Raw genomic sequence first — 22,004 nt, 5'->3', positions numbered from 1 at the left:
AGAGTAATTCAGGAGACCTCACCCTTCCACGGTATTCTTATACGTACTTCGATCCCGCCGTCTTCGCCGCGGGTAAGCAGCAGCGGATGCCCGAATTGCTTCAGCAGCCGACGGTTAATATTTTTTAGACCAATCCCTGTCCCCTGACGCGAGGACGAGCGGTAATCGTCCATCATCCAGGAAGCCAGCTGCTCATCGCTCATGCCCTTGCCGTTGTCGGCAACGGTAATGACAATGTTCCCGCCCTGCAGACGGGTGCTGAGGATGAGCGTGCCCCCGCCGATTTTTTCCATCAGGCCGTGCCGGACAGCATTCTCGACAATGGGCTGGACGATCAGCGGCGGCAGAGTAAATTCAGAGACCTCGATATTGTACTGCACACTCAGGCGTTTGCCGAAACGGGCCTGCTCCAGTGACAAGTAGGCTTCAATCAGCTCCAGCTCCTTTTCAAAAGGGATCGCTGTTTCCTGATTGCTGAAATCAAAGCTTCCCCGCAAAAAATGGCTGAGATCATACAGCAGATGCCTTGTCTTCTCGTTATCTCTTGTACTCATCCAGATGATAGTGTTAATTGCATTGTATAGGAAGTGAGGCTTGATCTGGGCGCGCAGCATGGCGATTTCCGAGCTGAGCCGCTCGGCTACCGATCTTTTCAGATCAACCAGTGTTTTGACACGTCCCTTCAAATCGCTCCAGGCATAAGGCTTATGGATAAAATCGTTGGCTCCGGCCCGGAAGGCAGACTCGTTGAAATGGAGCTGCTGTCCGGCGGTAGCCATAAGAACAGGCAGATCCAGCGGGCTGAAGGTTTTGCGGATGATTCTGCATAGCTCCAGTCCGGACATTTCCGGCATCATCACATCGATGATACAAAGATCAAAATTGCGGTCCTCCGCCAGAATGGCGAGCGCCTCTTTACCGCTGCGGATGCTGGTGATCCTGTAATTCTCCAGTGACAGCAAATTGGTTAATGCCTTCAGGTTGGCGTAGTCGTCGTCTACCACCAGGATTCGCGGAGCAGACCCGTTGGTTTCTTCATCCCGGGTATACTGTGGCAGCGGGATATTGGGATACTTCCAATCATCATCCCAAGCCTCCAATGGAGGATTTACCGGTGTAAGCAGCAGCTCGCGGTTTTCGGCTTCTGCTATTACCGCCCCGGGCTGGCTGACCGGGAGGGTGAAGGTAAAGGTGCTGCCCCGTCCCGGCACCGACTCTACCTTAATGCTGCCTCCGTGCAGTTCGACGAGCTTACGGGTGATAGCCAGACCCAGACCGAGTCCGCCGCTCTCCAGAGAGTCGGCTTCATTGACCTGCTCATAATCGCGGAAGATCTGCTCCAGTCGTTCAGCGGGAATCCCTCTGCCTGTATCGGTAACGGAGATGGCGATAATGTCCTCCTGCCGCTCTGCCTCGAAGACGACACTGCCGCGGTCAGTGAACTTGAGGGCGTTATCAAGCAGGTTGTATAGGATTTGCATCAGCCGGTGCTCATCTGCTTCAATCAGATAGACCCCGGGGGGAATACGGTTTTTGATCCGGATGTCATCCTTTATATTCAGAAACTGGAACACTTCAATAACGATATTGGCAATCCCCTGGATGTCGACCTGCTTCCAGTGGAGCGTGATTCGCTCCCGTTTGATCTGCTCATAATCAAGGATATCCCGGACCATGAATGCCAGGCGTCTGCCGGTTCCGAGAATCAGGCGCATATCCTCGCGCTGTGAGGAACTGAGCGAGCCTCCGCTGCCTTCATAGAGTGATAATGAGATATTGATGATGGCATTCAGCGGTGTGCGCAGCTCATTAGAGGTTTTCAGCAGGAATTCATCCTTGTCTCTGTCCTTGCGCGCAAGCTGCTGGGACAAAAGCTTGATCGTCTCATAGGCATGGGCTTGCCGGGCGGAAAGAAACAGCCCTTCGGAGAGAATGAAGATGGGCCCGGACACCGGCGGTACGGAATAAAACCCTGTACCCAGCGCCAGGTTGCTGGTCAACGAGAGCGTAAACATAATGGCGGCGATTGCACCGATAAGCAAATAAAAGGAGCCGATTTCATTCCGGACCACTGAGCGGAGCATCACATAGAAGGTATAGACTATTGATATTACGCAAAAGATTAGCATTAGGCTGGACGCCCGTGAGTAAACCCGAATTGAGCTTAATAGCGTCAGGAGACAGAACCCGATAGAGTAGGTGAACGTAATCCGCATGAATAGCCTTGAATACAGGGCAGGGAACAAAGTGTAGGTATAGCCGGCCACAAAGGAAAAGCCGATTACGCCCGAAATTAGCTGTAATTTGCTGAACCACTCATATGAGATTGAAGGAGACAGGTCAAACAGCAGCTTTTCGCTGTGGGTGAGCATATATAAGACAATTGTAAAGCAGAACATCGCCAGCTGGAAAAACGAGGAGTCTTCTTTACGCTGCAGTCCCTGACCCAGGAAATAAACGGCGATAAAGGCGAAGCCGGCCACAAACATGATATCGTAGATGCTGTTCCGCTTGTCGAGTGCCCAAACTGCCTCTGGTGTTCCTATCCGGATGGATTCAGCGACTCCACCGCTGTCGTAGGTGAAGTTGGATGCATGGATAACAATTTCAGCCCGCCCATTAATGCTCGGGGCGCTAACTGAATAGGGTTGATTGCGGGGCTTCGTGGTTTCCAGCGTTTGTCCGGGAATGCCGCTGCCTCCCAGCGGCTTGCTGTCTATAAAGAGCTGGCTGGCATTGCGGATATTGTTCACCTTGAGTGCAAAGGACTCGCTGTCCGCCGGCAGCAGCAGCTCCAAACGGTATGTGGCAAATCCATAGCGGTTGTACTCTCTTTGTGTGATTGTTTTCCAGCTTCCTGGTACAGAAATATAGCCGAGACCCTCTGCTTGGCTTATGTTTGCAGGATCAAGCAGCTGCCCCCAGTAAAACTCCCACTTTCCATCCAGCTTGTAGGTTGAATTATTATCGAAAGTACAGGCTGATAAATCAATCATGCCGGGTTTTGCTACGGCGCATGAAGCACTCCTGCTATTTAGCAGGGGGTATACTGCTGCGGCAGTAAGCAGGAGGATACAGAGCAGACCCAAGGCTCTTGTAGCCAGCGGCCTAAAATTAAACAGTTTCATAGAAACCTCGCTTCGTAGAATACAGCATTCCAGAAAATTCCTCAACCTTCGTCAATAATTTCATCATAGCCTTGCCAGCTTCTGCTTGTCCAGTCACAAGTGTCTGGAAAAGTGTTGTATAATTGAGGCTCGTGGTTCAAGAAATCAGGAGTAGGATGAGGAGAGGGCAAGCGATGTACTTATTGGATGTATCGTCATGGCTGACGGAGGAGCGTCTGCGGATGCTGCTGGAACAATACCGGACGCTGGGGCCGCTGCCCGGAATCGGGCTGACTTTTATGAAATCCTTCGTTCCGCCGCTGCCGACTATTGCCATCGTAGGCTTAAACGGGGCGGTGTACGGCTTATGGCTGGGTTTCTTATATTCCTGGCTGGGGCTGGTTGCAGGCTGTGCGGTGACTTTTCTGATTATCCGTAAAATTGCTTCCCATCCCTATCTGCAAAACTGGGCCCGCCGGCCCAAGGTAGCCAGAAGTATGACCTGGGTGCGGCAGAGCGGATTCAGTTATGTTTTTCTGCTCAGCCTGTTTCCGGTCGGTCCGTTTGTCGTCATTAATATGGCCGCAGGGCTGGCCGGCATGCGTCTGCGCTCCTATCTGCTGGCTATTAGTGCGGGCAAGGCGATTATGGTGTTTGCCGTATCCTATATCGGTAATGATGTGCAGCGGTTTATCCGCAATCCGTGGGAAATAATCTATGTGCTGCTGTTTATCGGGGTGTCCTTATGGTGTGTGAAGGCACTTGAAGCCCGGTTTGCCCGGGCCTCGGCGGGAGATCCGTTACACCGTGAATAGGTGCCGGATAGCAGATTCTGTCTCGGTCTGGCCTGAGCGGTGGACCCAGCTGTTCGTTGCCGCATTGTAGCTGTAATCCCCGCTCCACTCCATTGCGTGAATGGCAATGTCCTGCACAGCTGTTATGATAATGTCAACTTCGGCCTCAGTCATGATGGGATGGAGGGAGAGCCGGACCCAGCCCGGTTTGGTGGACTGGTTGCCGGCATGCAGGTCCTGGACAATCTGCTCCGACTGCTTGCGGCCAAGCCCCAGCAGATAATGGCCATAGGGGCCGGCGCAGGAGCAGCCGCCGCGGGCCTGAATGCCAAAGTGGTCGTTCAGCAGCTTTACGGCAAGATTGTAATGGATATTGTGCAGGGTAAAAGATACAATTCCGTGACGTTCTGTCTGCCCGCCGGCCAGGATGCTGCAGCCGGGAATCCGGCTGAGTCCGGACAGGAGCCGCAGGCACAGCTCCTGCTCCCGCAGCCTGATCCATTCCCCGCTGCCGTTCATCCGCTCTTTCAGCTTTATACAGAGCGCGGTGCGGATGGCCTGCATGAAGCCCGGTGTACCTCCGTCTTCGCGGACCTCCACATCGGTTATGTAGCGGCGTCCGCCCCAGGGATTGACCCAGACGACGGTTCCGCCTCCGGGTTCATCCGGAAGCCTGCCGCTGCAGAGTGCTTCGTCAAACAGCAGCACTCCGCCTGTGCCGGGGCCGCCGAGAAATTTATGCGGGGAGAAGAAGATGGCGTCGAGCTTTTCCAGCGGTGAAGAGGGATGCATATTAATGTCCCTATAGGGCGCGCTGGCGGCAAAATCAATAAAGCACAGACCCCCGTGGCGGTGCATGACGGCAGCCAGCTTATTGTAAGGGGTCTCGATTCCCGTAACATTGGAGCAGGCGGTAAAGGAGCCGATCTTGAAGCGGCGGTTCCGGTGGCGGATCAGCAGCTCCTCGAGGTCAACCGGACTTATGCTGCCGTCCGCTCCGGCAGGTACTGTAATGACATCGCCGATTCCTTCCTGCCAGGGCAGCAGGTTGGAGTGATGCTCCATGTGGCTGATGAAGATGACAGGGCGCTCCTCGGGAGGGCAATGGAAGGCCGGATGCTGCCACTCGGGCAGCTTCAGGCCTATCAGCCGCTGCAGTTTATTAATGGCGCCAGTCGTGCCGTTGCCGCAGAAGAGCAGAACATCCCGTGGACCTGCGTGGACATGCTGTCTGATAATTCTCCGGGCCTCGTTGTAGGCCAGCGTCATCGTCAGCCCGGTGCTGTTGGAATCGGTATGCGGATTGCTGACATAAGGACCGAAGGATTCCTGGATCTGGCGCTCAATCGGCTCATACAGGCGCCCGCTGGCCGTCCAGTCAGCGTAAATCAGCGGTTTCCGCCCAAAGGGCGTCGTAATCTGATGGCGGATGCCGATGGTACGCTCGCGAAAGGCGGTGAAATGCGCCGCAAGCGAAGCCGGTGCCTCCTCCGGGAAGGCTTGATTGATGGTTAGCACGGACAATCCCTCCAGCCGGTTATTTCTGGCTGACACACTCGCCGGCAGATACCTGAAGGCTCCGGCTGTGTCATTATGGCTCAGTATATGCCCGGCAGGGCAGATAGGTTAAAGCCCATGCTGCCGCTAGATAAAGAGCTGCATATCGCTCTCCAGCGCATCCTTCAGATAAGCGGAGGCATCCATAATCTCGACCTCCGGGAGCAGCTCCTCAGGCTTGAATCCCATAATCTCAACGGACAGCTTGCAGGCGTAGAATTTAATGTTCTTTTTGCGTGCGCCTTTGAGGAAATGGATCAGCTTCGGCGCGTTGTTATCCTCCATCATTTCCTCCAGCATCATCCGGCCCAGGCCGCTGAAATTCATATGGGAGAGCGGCAGCTGCTGCGGGCCCTTGGGGGTGAACACATCCATCAGCTTTTCATAGACCGTCTTGTCCTCCAGCGTCATTTTTTCCGGGTCACGCACAAGAAACAAGCCCCAGAAAGCAAAAAACATCGTAACTTCAACCTCAATATCCCGCGCTGCATTAGCCAGAATCAGTCCGGCCATTGCTTTGTCATACTCTCCGCTGAACATCAGCAGATTTAATTTCTTGTCCATCTCTGTGTACCTCCGCTATTTCAGGATGCAACTAGTATGCTTGCAGAGGCAGCGGCGTATGCCCGCCTTCACAAAGATGTACCAGGGATCACGTTATCTGCCAAATTTCCTGCAACTTTTTTGCAACAAAAAAGCCCCCGGCAGGGAGCTTGATTATAGTATGGCGGCCGGGCGCTGCATTACTGCTCTTCAGAGCTTTCCTTGACGGCGGGCTCGCTCTCAGCCGGGCGGAGCATGTCATAATGGCGGGCGGCCCACCAGATGCTGCCGGTAAACAGCACGATCAGGCCGAGAATGATGGCAAACCGCCAGTCGCCGGCTTTAAAGTTCAGCTGCAGAACAGTCAGGACAAGTGCAACCTGTGTCCAGACCAGCGTTCTTTTGCGGAAAGCGGTGATGTTCCCTTCCATTGCGGGCATGCCGCGGATGATCCGGTAAGCGAGCAGAGCCAGAATCAGCGCAAAGATAATGGTGCCGATCAGTTCTGAATTAGTAAACGCATTCATTTTTCTCGAAATCCTTTCGGGTTAACTTCCTGCTCATTGCAGCAGAGTAGTACAAGCTTATTATAGCGGTCCGCAGCTGTTTTACCAAGTGCAGACCGCGCAGGTTTTTATGAAGCCATTCTGCTGAGGATTTCCTCCGCCGGCAGCGGCGGGGAGAAGTAGAAGCCCTGGATATGCGGGCAGTCGTGATTGACCAGAAACTCCAGCTGTTCCGCTGTTTCAACGCCTTCGGCAATCAGATCATAGCCGAGCTGTGAAGCTACGTAGACAATGGACTTGATAATCGTCTCGTCAATCGAGCTGATGCCGATACCGGTGATAAAGGTGCGGTCGATCTTGATTTTGTTGACAGGAAAATGCTTCAGGTAGTTGAGTGACGAATATTTGGTGCCGAAATCATCGATAGAGACGACAATGCCGTGATCGCGCATCTGCTGCAGCAGCGGATAGTGCTCCTCCAGCAGGGCTGTGCTCTCGGTAATCTCAAATTCGAGCACTTCGGTATCCAGACCGTAATGATCAAGCACAGACAGCAGATTCTCAATCAGATTGCGGTTGTAGAACCAGCTGTTGGAAATATTAATGGAAGTCCGCAGCAGCGGCATGCCCAGCTTCTGCCACTCGCAGAGCTGCCGGCATACCTCGCCGATGATCCAGTCGGTCAGCTGGATCATCAGTCCGGCCTCCTCGACGGCGGCAATGAAGGTGCCCGGTCCGATCAGCCCCTTCTCGGGATGATTCCAGCGGACCAGCGCCTCCAGCCCGACCATTTTACCGGTGACTGCATTGATCTGCGGCTGGTAATGCAGCACGAATTCCTCCCGCTCCAGTGCAGAATGCAGGTACTTGGCGATCATGGTCTTCTGCTCCAGCTTCTCACGCAGCTCCCAGTCAAAAATAAAGTAGTTACAGTCCTCCTGCGACTTGGCCTGATACATCGACATATCGGCAAACTTCAGCAGATCATCCGTGCCGGAAGAGTGCTCGGGATACAGCGAAATGCCGATGCTTGTAGACAGGCTCAGATGCGCCCCGGCAATCAGCAGCGTCTGAGAGATCAGCATACTGATCTGTCCGGCGGTTTCCGGAATCCGCTCCTGCGGCAGATTGGAGAAGACCATGACGAACTCGTCGCCTCCGGTACGCGCGAACAGCTGGTAAGGCAGCCCCGCACATTTGAGCCGGCCGGCCAGTGTTTTGATGACCTGATCACCGATGGAATGGCCCAGTGTATCGTTGATCTCCTTGAACCGGTTCAAATCAAAAAAGAACAGGGTGTAGGTCTGTGTCGGCTCCGAGCATTGCAGCAGGCGTTCGAACTCATCCATGAAATACCGCCGGTTCGGAATGTCGGTCAGACTGTCATAATGGGCGAGCTTCTCGTAGAGCTTCTGGGAAACACTGAGATCACGGGTCCGCAGGCTGACTACACGTTCCAGCTCATGGTTGAAACGGTTCTGATGCCAGTAAAAATACAGGATAAAAGCGATTATGAGCAGACAGGCAATATCAATCCAGAGAACGCTGCGGAATACCGCCCATTTGGTCTGCGCCGGAATGAGAGTCCCCATCAGCCAGTGCTGGTTATAAATATCGATTGGTGTTGCCACCAGTTGCCCTGCAGCCCGGGTTTCTTTGCCGAACAGCAGGTTGTGGTCTGCATCTGTCACATAAACAGAAGAATCCAGAGACTGCATCTGCTCGGCAATATCCTCCACTGTTACCGTTGCCGAGACGATACCGGCAAAGGTATTGCCGTTATAAACGGCCTGCCGGATGACTATGCCGTACTGGCCCTGGGCCAGCATGCGGGGGCCGTCGATGGTGATACTGCGGGAGCGGATCGTTTCCTGAACCTTGCCGGATGAGGACAGGGCAGGATCAAGCAGCAGGCTTTTATTCAAAATGGCGGTGTTGCCGGACAGCGGAAAAAGATAGCGGATCACTCCGTCGGGAGCAATCACAATATTCAAAACGTTTGTACTTGAGCTGTTGTAGGCAGTAAGCAGATACTGGTTAATTAGAGCGGGCTCTGCGTCAAAGCCTACCGTTTGAATGAAGGAGCTGATTCCTTTGACAATCGATACTTTCTCTTCAAGGTTTGAGGTGAGTGTGACGGCTTGAGAGGATAAATCGGCTTTTTCAGCCCGGTATTCCCGTTCTACCGATATGGAATAGTAATAGAAGAGAGAAAGCTGCAGCACGACTAGGAAGCCGAGGATGATCGTTAAAGGCTTTTTGTTAATGAAAGCCATGGAGTGCCTCCGATATCATAAAAATTCAACATTGTATAAGTAATTTGGGCCAAAGTGGTTCCTGCACCACCGTCAAATGTCGAGATATGTCGTAGGTGTCTCTATAGCATGTCATTTTTTGTGTTTTTGTGCAAGGAGAAACCTGATAGCCGGGGAGAGAACAAAAAACGGATAAATACGGACCGCCTAAGGGCAGCTTGTATTTATCCGTTGCTCTTGCAGGTGTTGCTATATATATTTCGGCAAAGCCAGCGTCAGCTTATTTCTTGAAAATACGCAGTGGTGCGCCGATCGGCAGGAAGGTGCGTCCGAAATGGGCGTTAAGCACGGATGCTCCGCATCCGTATAAGGAAACCACACCAATTGCCAATTCCGATACTGCAGCCAGCTTGTGGAAGAATTCCGCAGCTACGCCGAAAGCATCCATGGAAAGGCCGAGGAACAGGAAGTCGATCAGGATAAAGATAATCAGCAGCACCCGGTTGGCTTCAACTGCACCGATGGTCATGAACAGGGTGAAGACGAGATAGCCCAGGAATACAAAGCCGAGCTGCTTAGGGTCTACGCCTTCAGCGAGTGTAGCGCCGAATACGCCGAGCTTGATCAGCCAGCTTGCGCCCATGCCGAACCAGAAGAAGGCATATGCGCCGAATGCAGTCATGCCGAAGGTATTATTGTGCTTCGCATCCTGAATCGAGGCGAATAGCTGAGCAAAGGCTCCGAGGAAGATTGCCCAAGGAATAGCGTAGCTGAGTCCTGTTGTAATTTCGAGCTTTTGAGAAGAAGCGACCAGAGTAACGATAGCAAGTCCGAACAAGCCGATGGCGCTGGGATCGGCAGTGACGATTTTGACGGATTGCGTGGATGGGGATTGCGCTGACATAGCAATTAAAGCCTCCAATTTTCATAATTGTTCGCATAGTATAACAGCACCCGGACCGGGTGCTGTTATCAGCTTGCCTATCATATCATATCGCCATGAGCTTGCCTATAAAAGAAGTGGTCAATTTTTGGCGATTATCAGATTATTTTGCGATAAAAAGGAATGAATATTCACGGCCTGCACCGGCCTGCTGATATAGTAGCCCTGCAGCTCATCGCTGCCGAGCATGCGGAGCAGATCGAACTGCTCCTTCAGCTCAATGCCCTCAGCTACTACCTTCAGCCCCAGATTATGGCTCAGCTCAATAATCGCCTTAACCAGCACATCGCCCTGCGGCTCCAGGGTCATCTCGGAAATGAAGGAGCGGTCAATCTTGATCACATCCACCGGGAAGCGGCGCAGATAGCTCAGTGAGGAGAAGCCTGTGCCGAAATCATCCAGCGAGATATACAGCCCGTGGCTTCTCAGCTCCTGAAGGGAGGACAGGATATGGTCCCCGGAGACCAGTACGCTCTCCGTAATTTCCAGCTCCAGGCTGGAGCTGGGCAGCTGATATTCCGCCAGCAGCGCCAGCAGGAGTTCAGTCAGCCCAGGCTGCATCAGCTGTACTGCCGAGATGTTAACGGCAGCCGTCAGCTCCAGGCCGCCTGTGCGGAACCGGCTCAGGTCGGAGCAGACCTGCCGCAGCACCCAGCTGCCGATGCTGATAATGGAGCCGCTGGTTTCGGCAAGCGGAATAAATTCAGCGGGAGAGATGGGCCCGTAAGTAGGGCTGGTCCAGCGCAGCAGGGCTTCCAGCTTGGCGACCTTCAGGCTGTCGGAGCCCAGGATCGGCTGGTAATGGATTTCGAATTCATCATTGATGGCTGCGGACAGCAGCTGCTGGGACAATACCTTCCGGCGCCGGATGCTTTCCTCAAGCTCCTCTGAGTATTGCAGGATGTTGTTGCGTCCCGATTCTTTGACATGAAACATGGCCAGATCAGCCTGCTTGACCAGATAGTCGGCGTCTTCGCCATTCTGCGGATAGACGCTGACCCCGATGCTGGCAGTATTATAAAGCAGGTGCCCCTGGATGCGGTGCGGCAATGAGAGTGCCTCCTGTATGCGCGACAGCTGTACGTTCATGCTGTCTGAATCAGGAGCGTCGGCAAGCAGAATGGTGAATTCGTCTCCGCCAAGGCGGGAGACCACATCATGCTTGCCGATGACCCTGGAAATCCGGAGGGCGGTCTCCCTCAGCATCGCATCCCCGAAATCATGGCCGAGCGTGTCATTGACGGTCTTGAAATGGTCGAGATCAATAAAGACGAGGACGATCTGCCGGCCGGTATCTTTAACCGAGGCGATAGCTTCATTAAGTCTGGTGAAAAACAGCGAACGGTTGGGGAGCTGGGTCAGCGGATCCAGCATGGACTGCAGCTGCAGCTCCTTCTGAGCCTGCTGCAGTGAACCGATCATCCGGTTGAATTCATGCTCCACCTCACTGAATTCATCGTTTCCGGAGCTGCGTACCCGGATGGACAGGTCCTTGCTGCTGCTGATGGCGCGGATGTTTCTGACCAGGGAGGACATTCTCCGCAGGATGGAACGTTTGACGAAGACCAGGCTGGCTATACACATCAGCAGGGTCCAGGCCAGGAAGAATTTCCGGAAGCTGACGATGGATTTCAGCCCGCTCTCGTAGATCTCGCGCGGCTGCTTCAGCGTCATTTCGATTGCAGGATTCCCGAACAGGTCGTTAACTACAGTATGGATGGACATCATCTGGCCGGTGTCTGAGCTCATCCACGTGGTCTGGCCGTTGCTCTCTGCCAATACAGCAGAATTGATGACCGTCATCTGCAGGGAGGACTGCGTTTCTTCCCAGATCCGGGTAATCTCATTCTGCCGCAGCATCCTCCCTGCAACCGCTGTGCCGATTACGGGCTGGTCGCCGCTGTTGTTGAGGATCGGGGCAACTGTAATCAGCATCGGGCCATCATCCAGCAGCACGATGCCTGAACGGCTTTCCGCGGTCTCCGTCAAGCCTGGCAGCCGGTCCTGAATGCGTTTGAACAGCGCGGGGTATTCCGGAGTCAGGGCGGAGACCGCCCGGGTATCGGGATCATAAACACCGCCATACCGGAGCTCTCCGGAATTATCCAGCAGCGCCGCCATATCGAATTGATTGATCTCGTAGGTGAACGGGCTGAAATTGCTGTCGAGGTAATCCTGTCTGTCAGAAGCTGCCGGATTGTCCGGCGCTTCCGGCTGCATAAACTGGTATGTATCGTCCCATGTTGAATACTTCAGCAATCCGGTTCTCATCATCTGCAGCTCGCTCTGGTAAGATGAAACCACGTTATCCAGCTTGCTCCGCAGAGTGGCCTCATCCAGCTGCTCAAAGCGGTTCAGCAGAATGAAGTGCAGGAGTAGATAAGTAACACCTAATCCGAACAGGGCCACAACACAGACGAAAATGATTATTTTTCTGCTCAGCTTCATGTTGTTTCCCTTCTAGTAATAATAGACTTTAATTAGGAAATTAGTACCACCTTATCCAGTGTACCATGAAAAGGTAATATTTTGCAGAGTAAATCTGTCCCATGTGTCGAAATTTGATGTATAATAATCTTGCAATAATAATAATCACATAAATATTATAGAAGGAGATAGCGTCAGGCAATGGATAAATGGACATTATTTAAGAAGATTACACGGTTTGGAACGATTCCTGTAATGCTCATACCGGTTGTGCTGGGGACGGTTGGAGCCTATGTCTGGGAAGGCAGCTTCCATCCGTTTTTGTTTGTTATAACGCTTGTTGGTGCGGTCGCCGCCCATTTGTTCTCGAATATGGTGAACGATTTATGGGACTTCCGTAATGGAACGGATACTGAAGCTAAGAATACACCGGGAATGGTTTCGACGAACTCCGGTTTTTTGTCAGGCGGACTGATGAAGGAATCCCTCTTTGCTCTGATGACCTGGGCTCTGCTGGCGCTGGCCGTGGCCTGCGGCCTTATTCTCAGTATCTCCAGCGGCTGGGAGACGCTCTGGTTCGTGCTCGGCGGAGCGCTGATCGCCTATTTCTATGTAGCACCGCCGCTGCGCTTCGGATACCGGGGCAAGGGCTATAGTGAGTTTGCCATTTTTGTCGCTTTTGGGGTAATGCCCGTACTCGGCTCTTATTTCGTACAGACAGGGGAATTCAGCCTGAAGCCTGTGCTGCTGTCTGTTCCGGTGGGCCTGTTAACTACACTGCTCTTGTTCAATCATCATTTCCTGCACTGGAGAGCAGATAAGCAGGCCGGTAAACGTACGCTGGTTGTCGTTTGGGGAGAACGCAAAGCCCTGGTGCTTTCCCGCATCCTGCTGTTCCTGTCCTATGGTTCATTGGTTGTATGTGTGTTGTCCGGCGTACTGCCGGTTTATGCGCTGCTGGCGCTGCTTACCGTGTTTGCCCCTTTGCGTGTGTACCGCGGGCTTGAGCCGCAGAATGCCTCCATGGCATATCTGCCGCTTATGGGCGCTTCACAGCAGGCCTCCGTGCGCTGCGGATTTATTATGGCACTGGCCCTGCTGATCCAGGGCCTCATCTAACATCTCATTCCAGAAGGAGAGAGCGATTATGGACAATAATAAAGACAATGCCGAGCAGCTGCAGCCGGCTGTGAGCAGCCAGACTGTACTGGGAGATTTTCATACCATTTTGTCAGAGGGAAAAGTGTGGAAGACGGGCGGATTTGCCCTGCCTGACGGCTCGTTCTGGGCTTACCGTGAGCCGGAGGCGGTAGTAATTGTACGCAACGGCTATCTGTATGTCCGGGCACAGCTCAGCCGCCAGCATAACCAGGTGCAGATTCTCGACAATGCCAAGCATATGTATTATTCGGCACAGCCGGTAGACATTCCGGAGGAGGGGGAGATCAGCTTCGAGCTGCAGATCCGCGCCCGCACGCAGGGGACGGCTCCGGGAGATTTGTACGACGGCTATGTCTCACTGAATCTGCTGGATTTCACGACCGGTGCGGCGCTTGATTTCTTTGCCGGCAATGATAAATACGCCAGCGTCTACGGCATCCTGCCCTTCCCGGGCGTCCAGGTTCCGGATACAGGCGGTACAAAATATTTCTGCATTTTTACAGAAGCGGAGGATTTCAAGCCGCGCGAATTTAACACCTACAAAATCACATATCACCGCGGCAATGACGAGGCGGTCTTCTATGTCAATGGTAAGGAAGTGCGCCGCGAGCGGAATGTTCCGGTGAAATTCAACAGCTTTACCGTGGCGCTCGGCATTATGACGGAGAAGGATCTGACTCCGGAAGGCAGCGTGTCGGCGCATGGACAGACAGTCATTGCCGAATGGTCTCCGGTAACTGTAACAACGACTGCACGCTAAAGGGCATGAGCTAAGTTTTTTAAGGATAAGGGTGGGTTTGCGGTGAATGTAAGGAGCTTTCTGCGGTTTGTGGAGCTGCCGACCAAGGTGGCCAGTATGCTTCCGTTCCTTCTGGGGACACTGTACGCGCTGTACCGGTTTGAGGATTTTTATATGCTGCGGTTTATCCTGATGCTCGTGTCCCTGCTCAGCTTCGATATGGCGACAACGGCCATCAACAACTATTATGATTTTAAAAAAGCCGCCAAGAAGCACGGCTACGGCTATGAGACCCATAATGCCATTGTTCACTATAAGCTAAAAGAAAGCACGGTAGTCGCAACCATCATCATCCTGCTCGTTCTGGCGGCGGGCGGGGGCATTGCTCTTGTCTCCCAGACAGGGCTGCTGATCTTTTTGCTGGGCGGGCTGTCGTTTCTGATCGGGATCCTGTACTCCTTCGGGCCGATTCCGATATCGCGGATGCCGCTCGGCGAGCTGTTCTCGGGACTGTTTATGGGGTTTGTGATTATCTTTATTTCGGCTTATATCCACTCGGACCAGAGGGTGGTTACGCTGCTGCTGCAAAATGGCTGGGTCGACCTGCATGTTAACCTTATCGAGGTTGTGTACATTTTCTGGTTCTCCGTGCCCGCAATCCTCGGGATTGCCGGGATTATGCTGGCCAACAATATCTGCGATATCGAAGATGACCTGGAGAACCGCCGGTATACGCTGCCGGTCTATATCGGCCGCAACAATGCACTGCTGCTGTTCAAGCTGCTCTATTATGTCTCTTTTGTCGATATGATCGTTCTGCTGATTCTCGGGGTCAATCCGCTGCTGGTGGCGCTGCTGCTGGTTACGCTGGTTCCCCTGCGCCGGAATATCGCACTGTTCCAGCAGAAGCAGGAGAAGGCGTCAACCTTTATCCTGTCGGTCAAAAATTTTGTGCTGATGAGTACAGCCCGGATTATTGTACTGGCGGCTGCAGTTCTGCTGGGTCTGCTGAATATCTGACAATTGTCTGATTAGTGATGCCTCCTATTCTATGATATGGTGTCAGTAGATATATTTACATTCTTATACAAGGAGGGTGTACATCTATGACACAGAAGCTCAGATGGGGAATACTCGGCTGTGCCCAGATCGCAACCGGCTCCGTGATGCCGGCGATTCAGGAATCAGAGACAGGTGTAATCGAGGCGGTGGCGAGCCGGGGGCTGGAGAAAAGCAGCAGGGTGGCAGCAGAGTTCGGCATCAGCAAGGCTTACGGCAGCTATGAGGAGCTGCTGGCTGATCCGGGAATTGATGCCGTATATATTCCGCTGCCCAATCACCTGCACCGGGAATGGGTAATCCGTGCAGCCGAAGCAGGCAAGCATGTACTGTGTGAGAAGCCGATTGCGCTCAGCAGCGCCGAGGCGGAGGAAATGGTAGCGGCCTGCCGCAAAGCGGGCGTGCATCTGGCCGAAGCGTACATGTATCGGCATCATCCGCGCATTGTGCAGCTGCGGGAGATCATCGCCCGGGGCGATATCGGTGAGCTGCGTGCGATCCGCGGCGCTTTTACCTACAACGATGCAACGGACACGACGAATATCCGCTTCAAGTCCGCCTGGGGTGGAGGCTCGTTGTATGATGTCGGCTGCTACCCGCTCAGCGCGGCGCGGCTGCTGTTCGGTACGGAGCCTGAAGCGGTGACGGTACAGGCAATCTTTTCTCCGGAGCATGATAACGTGGATATGATGGCCTCCGGTCTGGTCGAGTTCCCGGGCGGCCTGAGCCTGACCTTCGACTGCGGCATGTGGGCATATAACCGCCAGCTGCTGGAGGTACTCGGTACGGAAGGGATGATCGAGATTCCGATGCCGTTCAACGCCAGATTTGAGGATGCGGATTTCCTGATGTACAAAGGCGGCGAGGTAAGCCGGTTTGCCGCGGCCGGCGCCAATCCGTATGTGGTCCAGGCTGATGATTTCGCAGCAGCCGTCCGCGGCGCCACGCCGCTTGCCGCTGAGAATGATCCGGTGCTCAGCATGCAGCTGATCGAAGCCTGCCTTGACTCTGCCCGGCGGCGCGAGCGGGTCAGCCTGCTGTAGGATAAACGTACGTAAAAACCCCAGTACCCGCTAGTGCAGCGGGTACTGGGGTTTTTGTTGCGGAGCAATGATCCGCTAATGCTTATACCGGGCTAAGCAGGACATCATCGTCGTCGCTGTTGAATGCCTCGCGGTCAAATTCACCTTCGGAATTCGCCACCAGCAGCGCAGTAACAGAGGTTCCGGTAGCATTAACTGCTGTACGGCCCATATCGATCAGTGCTTCTACACCGGCAACGATGGCCAGGCCTTCAAGCGGCAGCCCGAGTGCTGTGAGCACGACAGTAGTTGAGATTACAGCAGGACCGGGAACGCCGGCTACTCCGATGGAAGAGATGATGCTGACTAGCACCAGCGTAATGTAATCAGTCAAGGTGAGCTGGATGCCATAGACCTGGGCGGTAAACACCGTTACGATGGCGGGCCATACACCGCCGCAGCCGTTGAAGTTCACGGATGCTCCCAGCGGGGCAACGAAGCTGGCAATCCGGGGCGAAACATGCAGGCGCTTGGTGATCACCTCAAGGTTGATCGGAAGTGTAGCATAGCTGCTGCGGGTAGTAAAAGCAACAGTGATTGTAGGATACACTTTACGGAAGAAGCGCAGCGGGTTCACTTTAACCACCAGCAGCACCAGTCCGCCGAACACAAGCACAAAATGCAGAATGAGTGCTACATAAGAGGCGACAATGACGCTGCCCAGCTCCTGCAGGGTTTCCCAGCCGTAGCGGGCTGTAATGCCTGCAATCAGAGCGAATACACCGTAAGGGGTCAGCCGGATTACGAATTTTACAACCTGATGAAGCACTGCAGTCAGGGATTCAATCAGATCGCGAACGGGCTTGACGGCTTCCGGCTTCTTGGAGCCTACTTTAATGATGGCAACCGCTACAAAAATCGCAAAAATAAGCAGCGGCACAACCTTACCCGTAGCAGCTTCATTAACAGGGTTGGAAGGCACAAGATCCAGAATAACTTGTGAGAAGGTCGGAATCTCCCGGGCAGTAAAGTCTTCCGGCACAGCCTGCTGGATTCCGCTTCCCGGGTTGAAGAGGAGGGCTATGAGCAGCCCGATAATAGAAGCGATACCGGTTGTTCCAAGGAACCAGGCAAAGGTTTTGATCCCGATTTTGCGTAGGGCCTCCAGGTTGGTTAAGGAAGCGATGCTGTTGAGCACAAGAACAAAGACCAGCGGAATGACGAGCATGCGGATCAGGCTGACATAAATACTGCCGAATGTTGTAATCGCGTTTGTTGCAAATTCAAAATATTGAAAGAAAATACCGGTGACCAGTCCGAGCGCCAGACCGATGATGACCCGTGTGCCGAATCCGATGCGTTTGCGTGCCAGGATAAACAGCACTGCGAATACAACAATGGAGACGACAAGGCCATACCAGCTCGTTTGAAGCGCGGACAGCAGATTGTTATCAATATCTTTCATTGTAACCAAAGACCCCCTAAGCCGACTTTTTTGATGTGAATAATGTATAAAGGAATGATATGATTGTCAATGTAATATTATGTAATAAATTTTAATTCCGATAATACCACTAAGAAAAATAAAATTTTAATTGACAAGGGATGGAAGCATGAATAATATGGAACTTAATTGCAAGTGATTCTGGAATCGACTGGACCGCCGGAGATTCAGCATGAGACGCAGCTATGCGTATCTATGTTGGATCTTTTTTTGTTGCTCGAAAACGCCGGGATCTTAACTATTATGAAGAAAAGGATGGGATTACTTATGAAAAAACTTACGATTGCTATTGTTGCGGGAGCCGTAGTGTTCTCTGCACTAACCTTTGTAGCGGTGTCGGCCAAGAATGAAACCACAGCTGACGCAGCTGCTGCTCCGGCAGCTGTTGCTGAAGCTGCACCGGCGCAAAGCGCACCGGAGCCTGAAGCAACGGCAGCGCCTGCTGCCGAGCCGCAGGCTGCCGCAGAGGCAGCACCGGCGGTGAGCACAGGGCCGGCGGCAGAAGTTGCAGCGGCTGAAGCGGTACAGCCGCAGGCAACAGCGGCACCGGCAGCACCTGCGGAAGCTGCCCAGCCGGCAGCACCGGCGGTTGCGCCTGCTGCCGCTGCCGTGAAGCAGGCGGCTGCGGGCACAGCGCCGCAGGCCGTTGCCGCAGCAGCGGCTGCTGCTCCGGTGAAGGCAGCGGCAACCGCAGCTCCGGCAGCAGCTGAGCCTGCCAAGCCGCAGGCTGCAAAGGGGGCAGCGACTGCTGCGCCTGTTAAGGTAACAGCCCAGGCTGCACAGCCTGCTGCGACTGCAGCACCTGCACCGGCGGCCAAGGCTGAACCAGCGGCTAAAGCTGAGCCGGCAGCGACACCTGCACCGGCCAAGGCCGTTACGTTCTCGACAACGGAAGTGGTGAAGGCGAAAGCAAGCGCAGCTCCGGCACCTGCACAATCAAGCACAGTAAGCGCACCGGCAGAAACGGTAAGTGCACCAGCTGCTGAGCCTGCAGCCGCACCTGCACCAGCGGCCGAGGAAGAGATCTGCCCGTAAGCGGCAGGCAAAGCGTACGTCCTGAATCTCCCCGGTCCGGCTTCAGATGAGCTGTAATCCAATTCCAAAAGACGAGGTGCATACATGATACGACCGCTAAAAACCAAAAAAATACTATCGCTTTTCCTGGCAGCCTCCCTGCTTGTCCTGCCGGTTCACGCCGCCAAGGCAGATCCGGCGGCACAGGCGGAAGCTGTCCTGAGCAGCCTGCCTGAAGGGCAAGTCAGCCATTATAACTATTTTAACAACGTGTATGAGCACCTGAATGATGAGAACCATGTCTTCAAGACAGCAACCTATGAGGATATTGTCCATCTGTTTGAAAGTGAAGGGAACTATGCGGTGCTGGTGGGCGGTGCGTGGAGTGAGCAGACCCAGGCCGAGATCGGTTTTATCAATGAGGTAGCCAAGGAGTATGGAGTATCGACCGTATACAATTTTGATACCCGGCTGGATGGCGACAGTCTTAATATTGCGGACAGCTCGAATAAATTTGCCTACAAATATGTGGATCTGGTTAGTAAATATCTGAAGAACCTGAATCTTTATGATAAAAATGATCCTGAGCACAATGTAAGCTATGTTACTAAAGACGGGCAGACGGTTACCGCTAATAAAATTGAATCCCCGTTCCTGTTCATTTATAACAAAAACAATGTCGATGCTAACGGCAATAAGGCACCGGTCGTTGCTTATCTGAACGAAAGCAAGTCCTGGAGTGATTTCCAGACCGGCGGTGCGCTGGATACAGCTAAGGTCAGTGCGTATAAAGCCCAGGTGGGCAAGGTGCTCGGCGCTGTGGGTACTTACAACGTGATTGATGAATCGGCTTATATCAAAGCAGCCTTCAATCTGAATTATGAGGGTGAGAATGAAGGCAAGCCGACGATCTTCACGGAGGCCGACGGAGACCTTGTGTTTGAGCATGTGACTTATCACCAGCTGAAGCTGATTCTTGCCAGCCAGGGCAATTATGCGATATTGTTCGGCGGCTCCTGGTGCCCGAACACACAGGCCATCATTAAGTACATCAACGAATATGCCAAAAAACATAATATCGGTAAGGTCTACTTCTTCGATACGAAGCTTGACGCCGGTGTGACTGTTGCCGAGTCAGGCAACAACAGCGGGACCAAAGGCAGTGCGAACCCGCATAATAACAACGAGCTGCAGATCCGGACCACGAATCATGCTTATGCCAAGCTGTATGTGGATCTGGTTGAGACTTATCTGACCAATATCAAGACAGAAAACAACACAGCTGCAAAGCCTTCGGTTATCAGCTATGTTGATGCGAACGGCAACACCATTACAGGTGACCGGCTGCAGGTGCCATACCTGTTCACTTACAACAAGGACAATAAGGATGCAGACGGCAACAGCGCACCGATTCTCGGACATGTGGAATTGATGTACAGCTGGGAGAATATCCAGCCGACTTATGTGGATACCAGAAATACTACCTATCCTACAGGACACAGATTCAACAATACGGTTAAGGCGCTGAACAGCATCTTCTCCAGACTTGAAGCTGTACCATCCGGACTGAACGGAGCAGCCCCTACTGCTGCCGGAGCCAGTGACGGGAAGATTACCGGCACGCTGAACAAAACACTGGAATACAGAAGTGTTACGGATACCGTGTACACTGCGGTAACCGGGGAAGCCATCACCGGTCTTGCACCGGGAACTTATCTGGTCCGATATGCTTCCAAGCCTGGCTATCAGGGACCGACTGCTCTAGACGGTGCAACAGCAATTCCTTATAACGCAGGAGAATCCGTTGCAATAGAGGTTCCGGCTTACGGTGAGCAGGCTGCACCGACCGGTCTTGCCGGTGTTGCCCCGACTACGCCGGAGAACAAGGACGGACGTATTACAGGGACAACAAAGGCACTGGAGTATAAGCTGTCCACAGTAACGGAATATGTATATGCAACCGATGTGGAGATTACCGGACTTGTTCCGGGGACGTATCATGTAAGATTTGTAGCAAAAGAGGGATATAAGGCAGGTAAGGTAACGGATGTCGTGGTTCCGGCATACACAGCTCCTTCTAACGGGAACAACTCCTCTGGCGGAGGTGCCGTGGCTCCGGCGGCTACTCCAGCCCCTGCGACGACTACTTCCGGCAACACCGTAACGGCAGTAGCCAAAGCTGCAGTCACTACGGATGAAGCGACAGGTGTGACTACTGCGACCCTTACAGCGGCTGAAGTCCAGCAGCTTGCCGACAGTGCCAAAAAAGCTGAAGCTGAAGGCAAGCAGGCTGTGCTGGAGATTGAAGTAGCGTCTTCAGCCCTGACACAGACGGCAGAGCTGAAGCTGCCAAGAAGCGCTTTTAATGCCATTGCGGAAAGCACCGATGCGGTCATCAAAATCAATTATGCTAATGTGGGAACCATCACCTTTGATGCCCAGACGGCAGCAGCGATCAGCGGAGCAGCCGATGCGGGGGATATCAGTATTACCATTGCCAAAGTGTCTTTGAACGAAGAAGGCAAAGCGGTGCTTGGCGACAGACCGGTATATGACCTGGCGGTAAAAGCGGGAGACAGCAATGTCAGCGAATTTGGCGGCGGCAAAGTTAAGGTTAGTGTTGCCTATACGCTGCAGGCGGGTGAGGCTGCCCATGCTGTAGTTATCTACTACATTACGCCTGAAGGCAGTCTGGAGACTGTACGCGGAAATTATCAGGCCGCATCGGGCAAGGTGGATTTTGTAACCACCCATTTCTCGCAATATATCATCGGATACAATCCGGTCAGCTTTACTGATGTAGCGTCATCCTCCTGGTACAGCGAGGCAATCGGCTACCTGGCAGCCAGAAGCATCACTTCCGGCACGGATGCCAATAACTATAGCCCGAATGCTGCGCTTACGAGAGGCCAGTTCGTAGTGCTGCTGCTGAAAGCTTACGGCATTGCACCGGAAGAGGCTGGTGCTGTTAACTTTGCGGATGCCGGCAACACGTACTATACCGGTTACTTAGCCTCAGCCAAAAAGCTTGGAGTGGCAACAGGCTCCGGGGATAACCGGTTTAAACCGGATGACCAGATTACACGTCAGGAGCTGTTCACACTGCTGTACCGCTCGCTGAAAATCCTGAATGAGCTGCCTGAAGGAACCGCATCTGCCGGATTGTCCGGGTATAGCGATGCTGCACAGGTTGCAGCCTATGCACAGGAAGCGCTGCAGGCTCTTACAGCAGGCGGCATTATTGAAGGAAATAACGGCAAGCTCGATCCTCAGGGATTGTCGACACGGGCCCAGGCAGCCCAGGTTATCTACAACCTGCTGTCCAAATAATCTGTAACAATAGCGGTAAAAGAGCAGGAGGCGGCCCCCGGGC

15 protein-coding genes are annotated in these 22,004 nt (G+C 53.3%); 7 read left to right on the top strand and 8 right to left on the bottom strand.

The window, feature by feature from the left end:
- Positions 1–8 precede the first annotated feature (8 nt).
- Positions 9–2,996, bottom strand: coding sequence for an ATP-binding protein (locus tag NST84_RS28865; RefSeq protein WP_342563442.1), 2,988 nt, complete (start codon positions 2,994–2,996; stop codon positions 9–11).
- 305 nt (positions 2,997–3,301) lie between these two features.
- On the opposite strand from NST84_RS28865, the gene NST84_RS28860 reads away from it, so the two are divergent.
- A complete protein-coding gene (locus NST84_RS28860) occupies positions 3,302–3,922 on the top strand; it encodes a TVP38/TMEM64 family protein (protein WP_342563441.1) in 621 nt (206 codons plus the stop codon).
- On the opposite strand, the gene NST84_RS28855 is transcribed toward NST84_RS28860, so the two are convergent.
- The 6 genes from NST84_RS28855 to NST84_RS28830 form a co-directional block, all read right to left on the bottom strand.
- Entirely contained in the window at positions 3,908–5,455 is a 1,548-nt protein-coding gene (locus tag NST84_RS28855; RefSeq protein WP_342563440.1) for an aminotransferase class V-fold PLP-dependent enzyme, read from the bottom strand. The two genes, NST84_RS28860 and NST84_RS28855, sit on opposite strands and share 15 nt — an antisense overlap.
- 90 nt (positions 5,456–5,545) lie before the next feature.
- Positions 5,546–6,022, bottom strand: a complete 477-nt coding sequence (locus NST84_RS28850) for a DsrE/DsrF/DrsH-like family protein (RefSeq protein WP_068728270.1) — start codon at positions 6,020–6,022, stop codon at positions 5,546–5,548.
- Between the two features lie 179 nt (positions 6,023–6,201).
- Positions 6,202–6,528 carry a hypothetical protein gene (locus NST84_RS28845; protein WP_342563439.1) on the bottom strand — a complete coding sequence of 109 codons (327 nt, stop codon included), beginning with the start codon at positions 6,526–6,528 and terminating at the stop codon, positions 6,202–6,204.
- A 107-nt stretch (positions 6,529–6,635) separates the two neighbouring features.
- A complete protein-coding gene (locus tag NST84_RS28840) occupies positions 6,636–8,783 on the bottom strand; it encodes an EAL domain-containing protein (RefSeq protein WP_342563438.1) in 2,148 nt (715 codons plus the stop codon).
- A 259-nt stretch (positions 8,784–9,042) separates the two neighbouring features.
- Positions 9,043–9,666, bottom strand: coding sequence for an acetate uptake transporter (locus NST84_RS28835; RefSeq protein WP_342563437.1), 624 nt, complete (start codon positions 9,664–9,666; stop codon positions 9,043–9,045).
- Positions 9,667–9,786: 120 nt separating this feature from the next.
- Positions 9,787–12,153: an EAL domain-containing protein gene (locus tag NST84_RS28830; RefSeq protein WP_342563436.1), complete on the bottom strand. Its 2,367-nt coding sequence runs from the start codon at positions 12,151–12,153 to the stop codon at positions 9,787–9,789.
- A 180-nt stretch (positions 12,154–12,333) separates the two neighbouring features.
- Between NST84_RS28830 and NST84_RS28825 the strand changes: the two genes are divergently transcribed.
- From NST84_RS28825 to NST84_RS28810, 4 genes are all read left to right on the top strand, one after another.
- A complete protein-coding gene (locus NST84_RS28825; protein WP_342563435.1) occupies positions 12,334–13,251 on the top strand; it encodes a prenyltransferase in 918 nt (305 codons plus the stop codon).
- A 70-nt stretch (positions 13,252–13,321) separates the two neighbouring features.
- On the top strand, positions 13,322–14,053 hold the full coding sequence (locus tag NST84_RS28820; RefSeq protein ID WP_342566546.1) for a DUF6081 family protein: 732 nt from the start codon (positions 13,322–13,324) through the stop codon (positions 14,051–14,053).
- Positions 14,054–14,095: 42 nt separating this feature from the next.
- On the top strand, positions 14,096–15,052 hold the full coding sequence (locus NST84_RS28815; protein WP_342563434.1) for a 1,4-dihydroxy-2-naphthoate polyprenyltransferase: 957 nt from the start codon (positions 14,096–14,098) through the stop codon (positions 15,050–15,052).
- An 86-nt stretch (positions 15,053–15,138) separates the two neighbouring features.
- The gene (locus NST84_RS28810) at positions 15,139–16,134 is read left to right on the top strand and encodes a Gfo/Idh/MocA family oxidoreductase (protein ID WP_342563433.1); all 996 of its coding nucleotides are present in this window, start codon (positions 15,139–15,141) and stop codon (positions 16,132–16,134) included.
- Between the two features lie 82 nt (positions 16,135–16,216).
- Here the strand turns inward: NST84_RS28810 and NST84_RS28805 are convergent, their stop codons facing one another.
- Positions 16,217–17,578, bottom strand: coding sequence for a dicarboxylate/amino acid:cation symporter (locus NST84_RS28805; RefSeq protein ID WP_342563432.1), 1,362 nt, complete (start codon positions 17,576–17,578; stop codon positions 16,217–16,219).
- Positions 17,579–17,884: 306 nt separating this feature from the next.
- Here NST84_RS28805 and NST84_RS28800 point away from each other — a divergent pair, with 306 nt between their 5' ends.
- On the top strand, positions 17,885–18,652 hold the full coding sequence (locus tag NST84_RS28800; RefSeq protein WP_342563431.1) for a hypothetical protein: 768 nt from the start codon (positions 17,885–17,887) through the stop codon (positions 18,650–18,652).
- 84 nt (positions 18,653–18,736) lie between these two features.
- On the top strand, positions 18,737–21,961 hold the full coding sequence (locus NST84_RS28795) for an S-layer homology domain-containing protein (RefSeq protein WP_342563430.1): 3,225 nt from the start codon (positions 18,737–18,739) through the stop codon (positions 21,959–21,961).
- The last annotated feature ends 43 nt before the right edge of the window (positions 21,962–22,004 follow it).

Source organism: Paenibacillus sp. FSL R7-0345, assembly GCF_038595055.1.
In the GTDB taxonomy this organism is placed as follows: Bacteria; Bacillota; Bacilli; order Paenibacillales; family Paenibacillaceae; genus Paenibacillus_AQ.
This window is presented reverse-complemented; position numbering and strand designations above follow the sequence as displayed.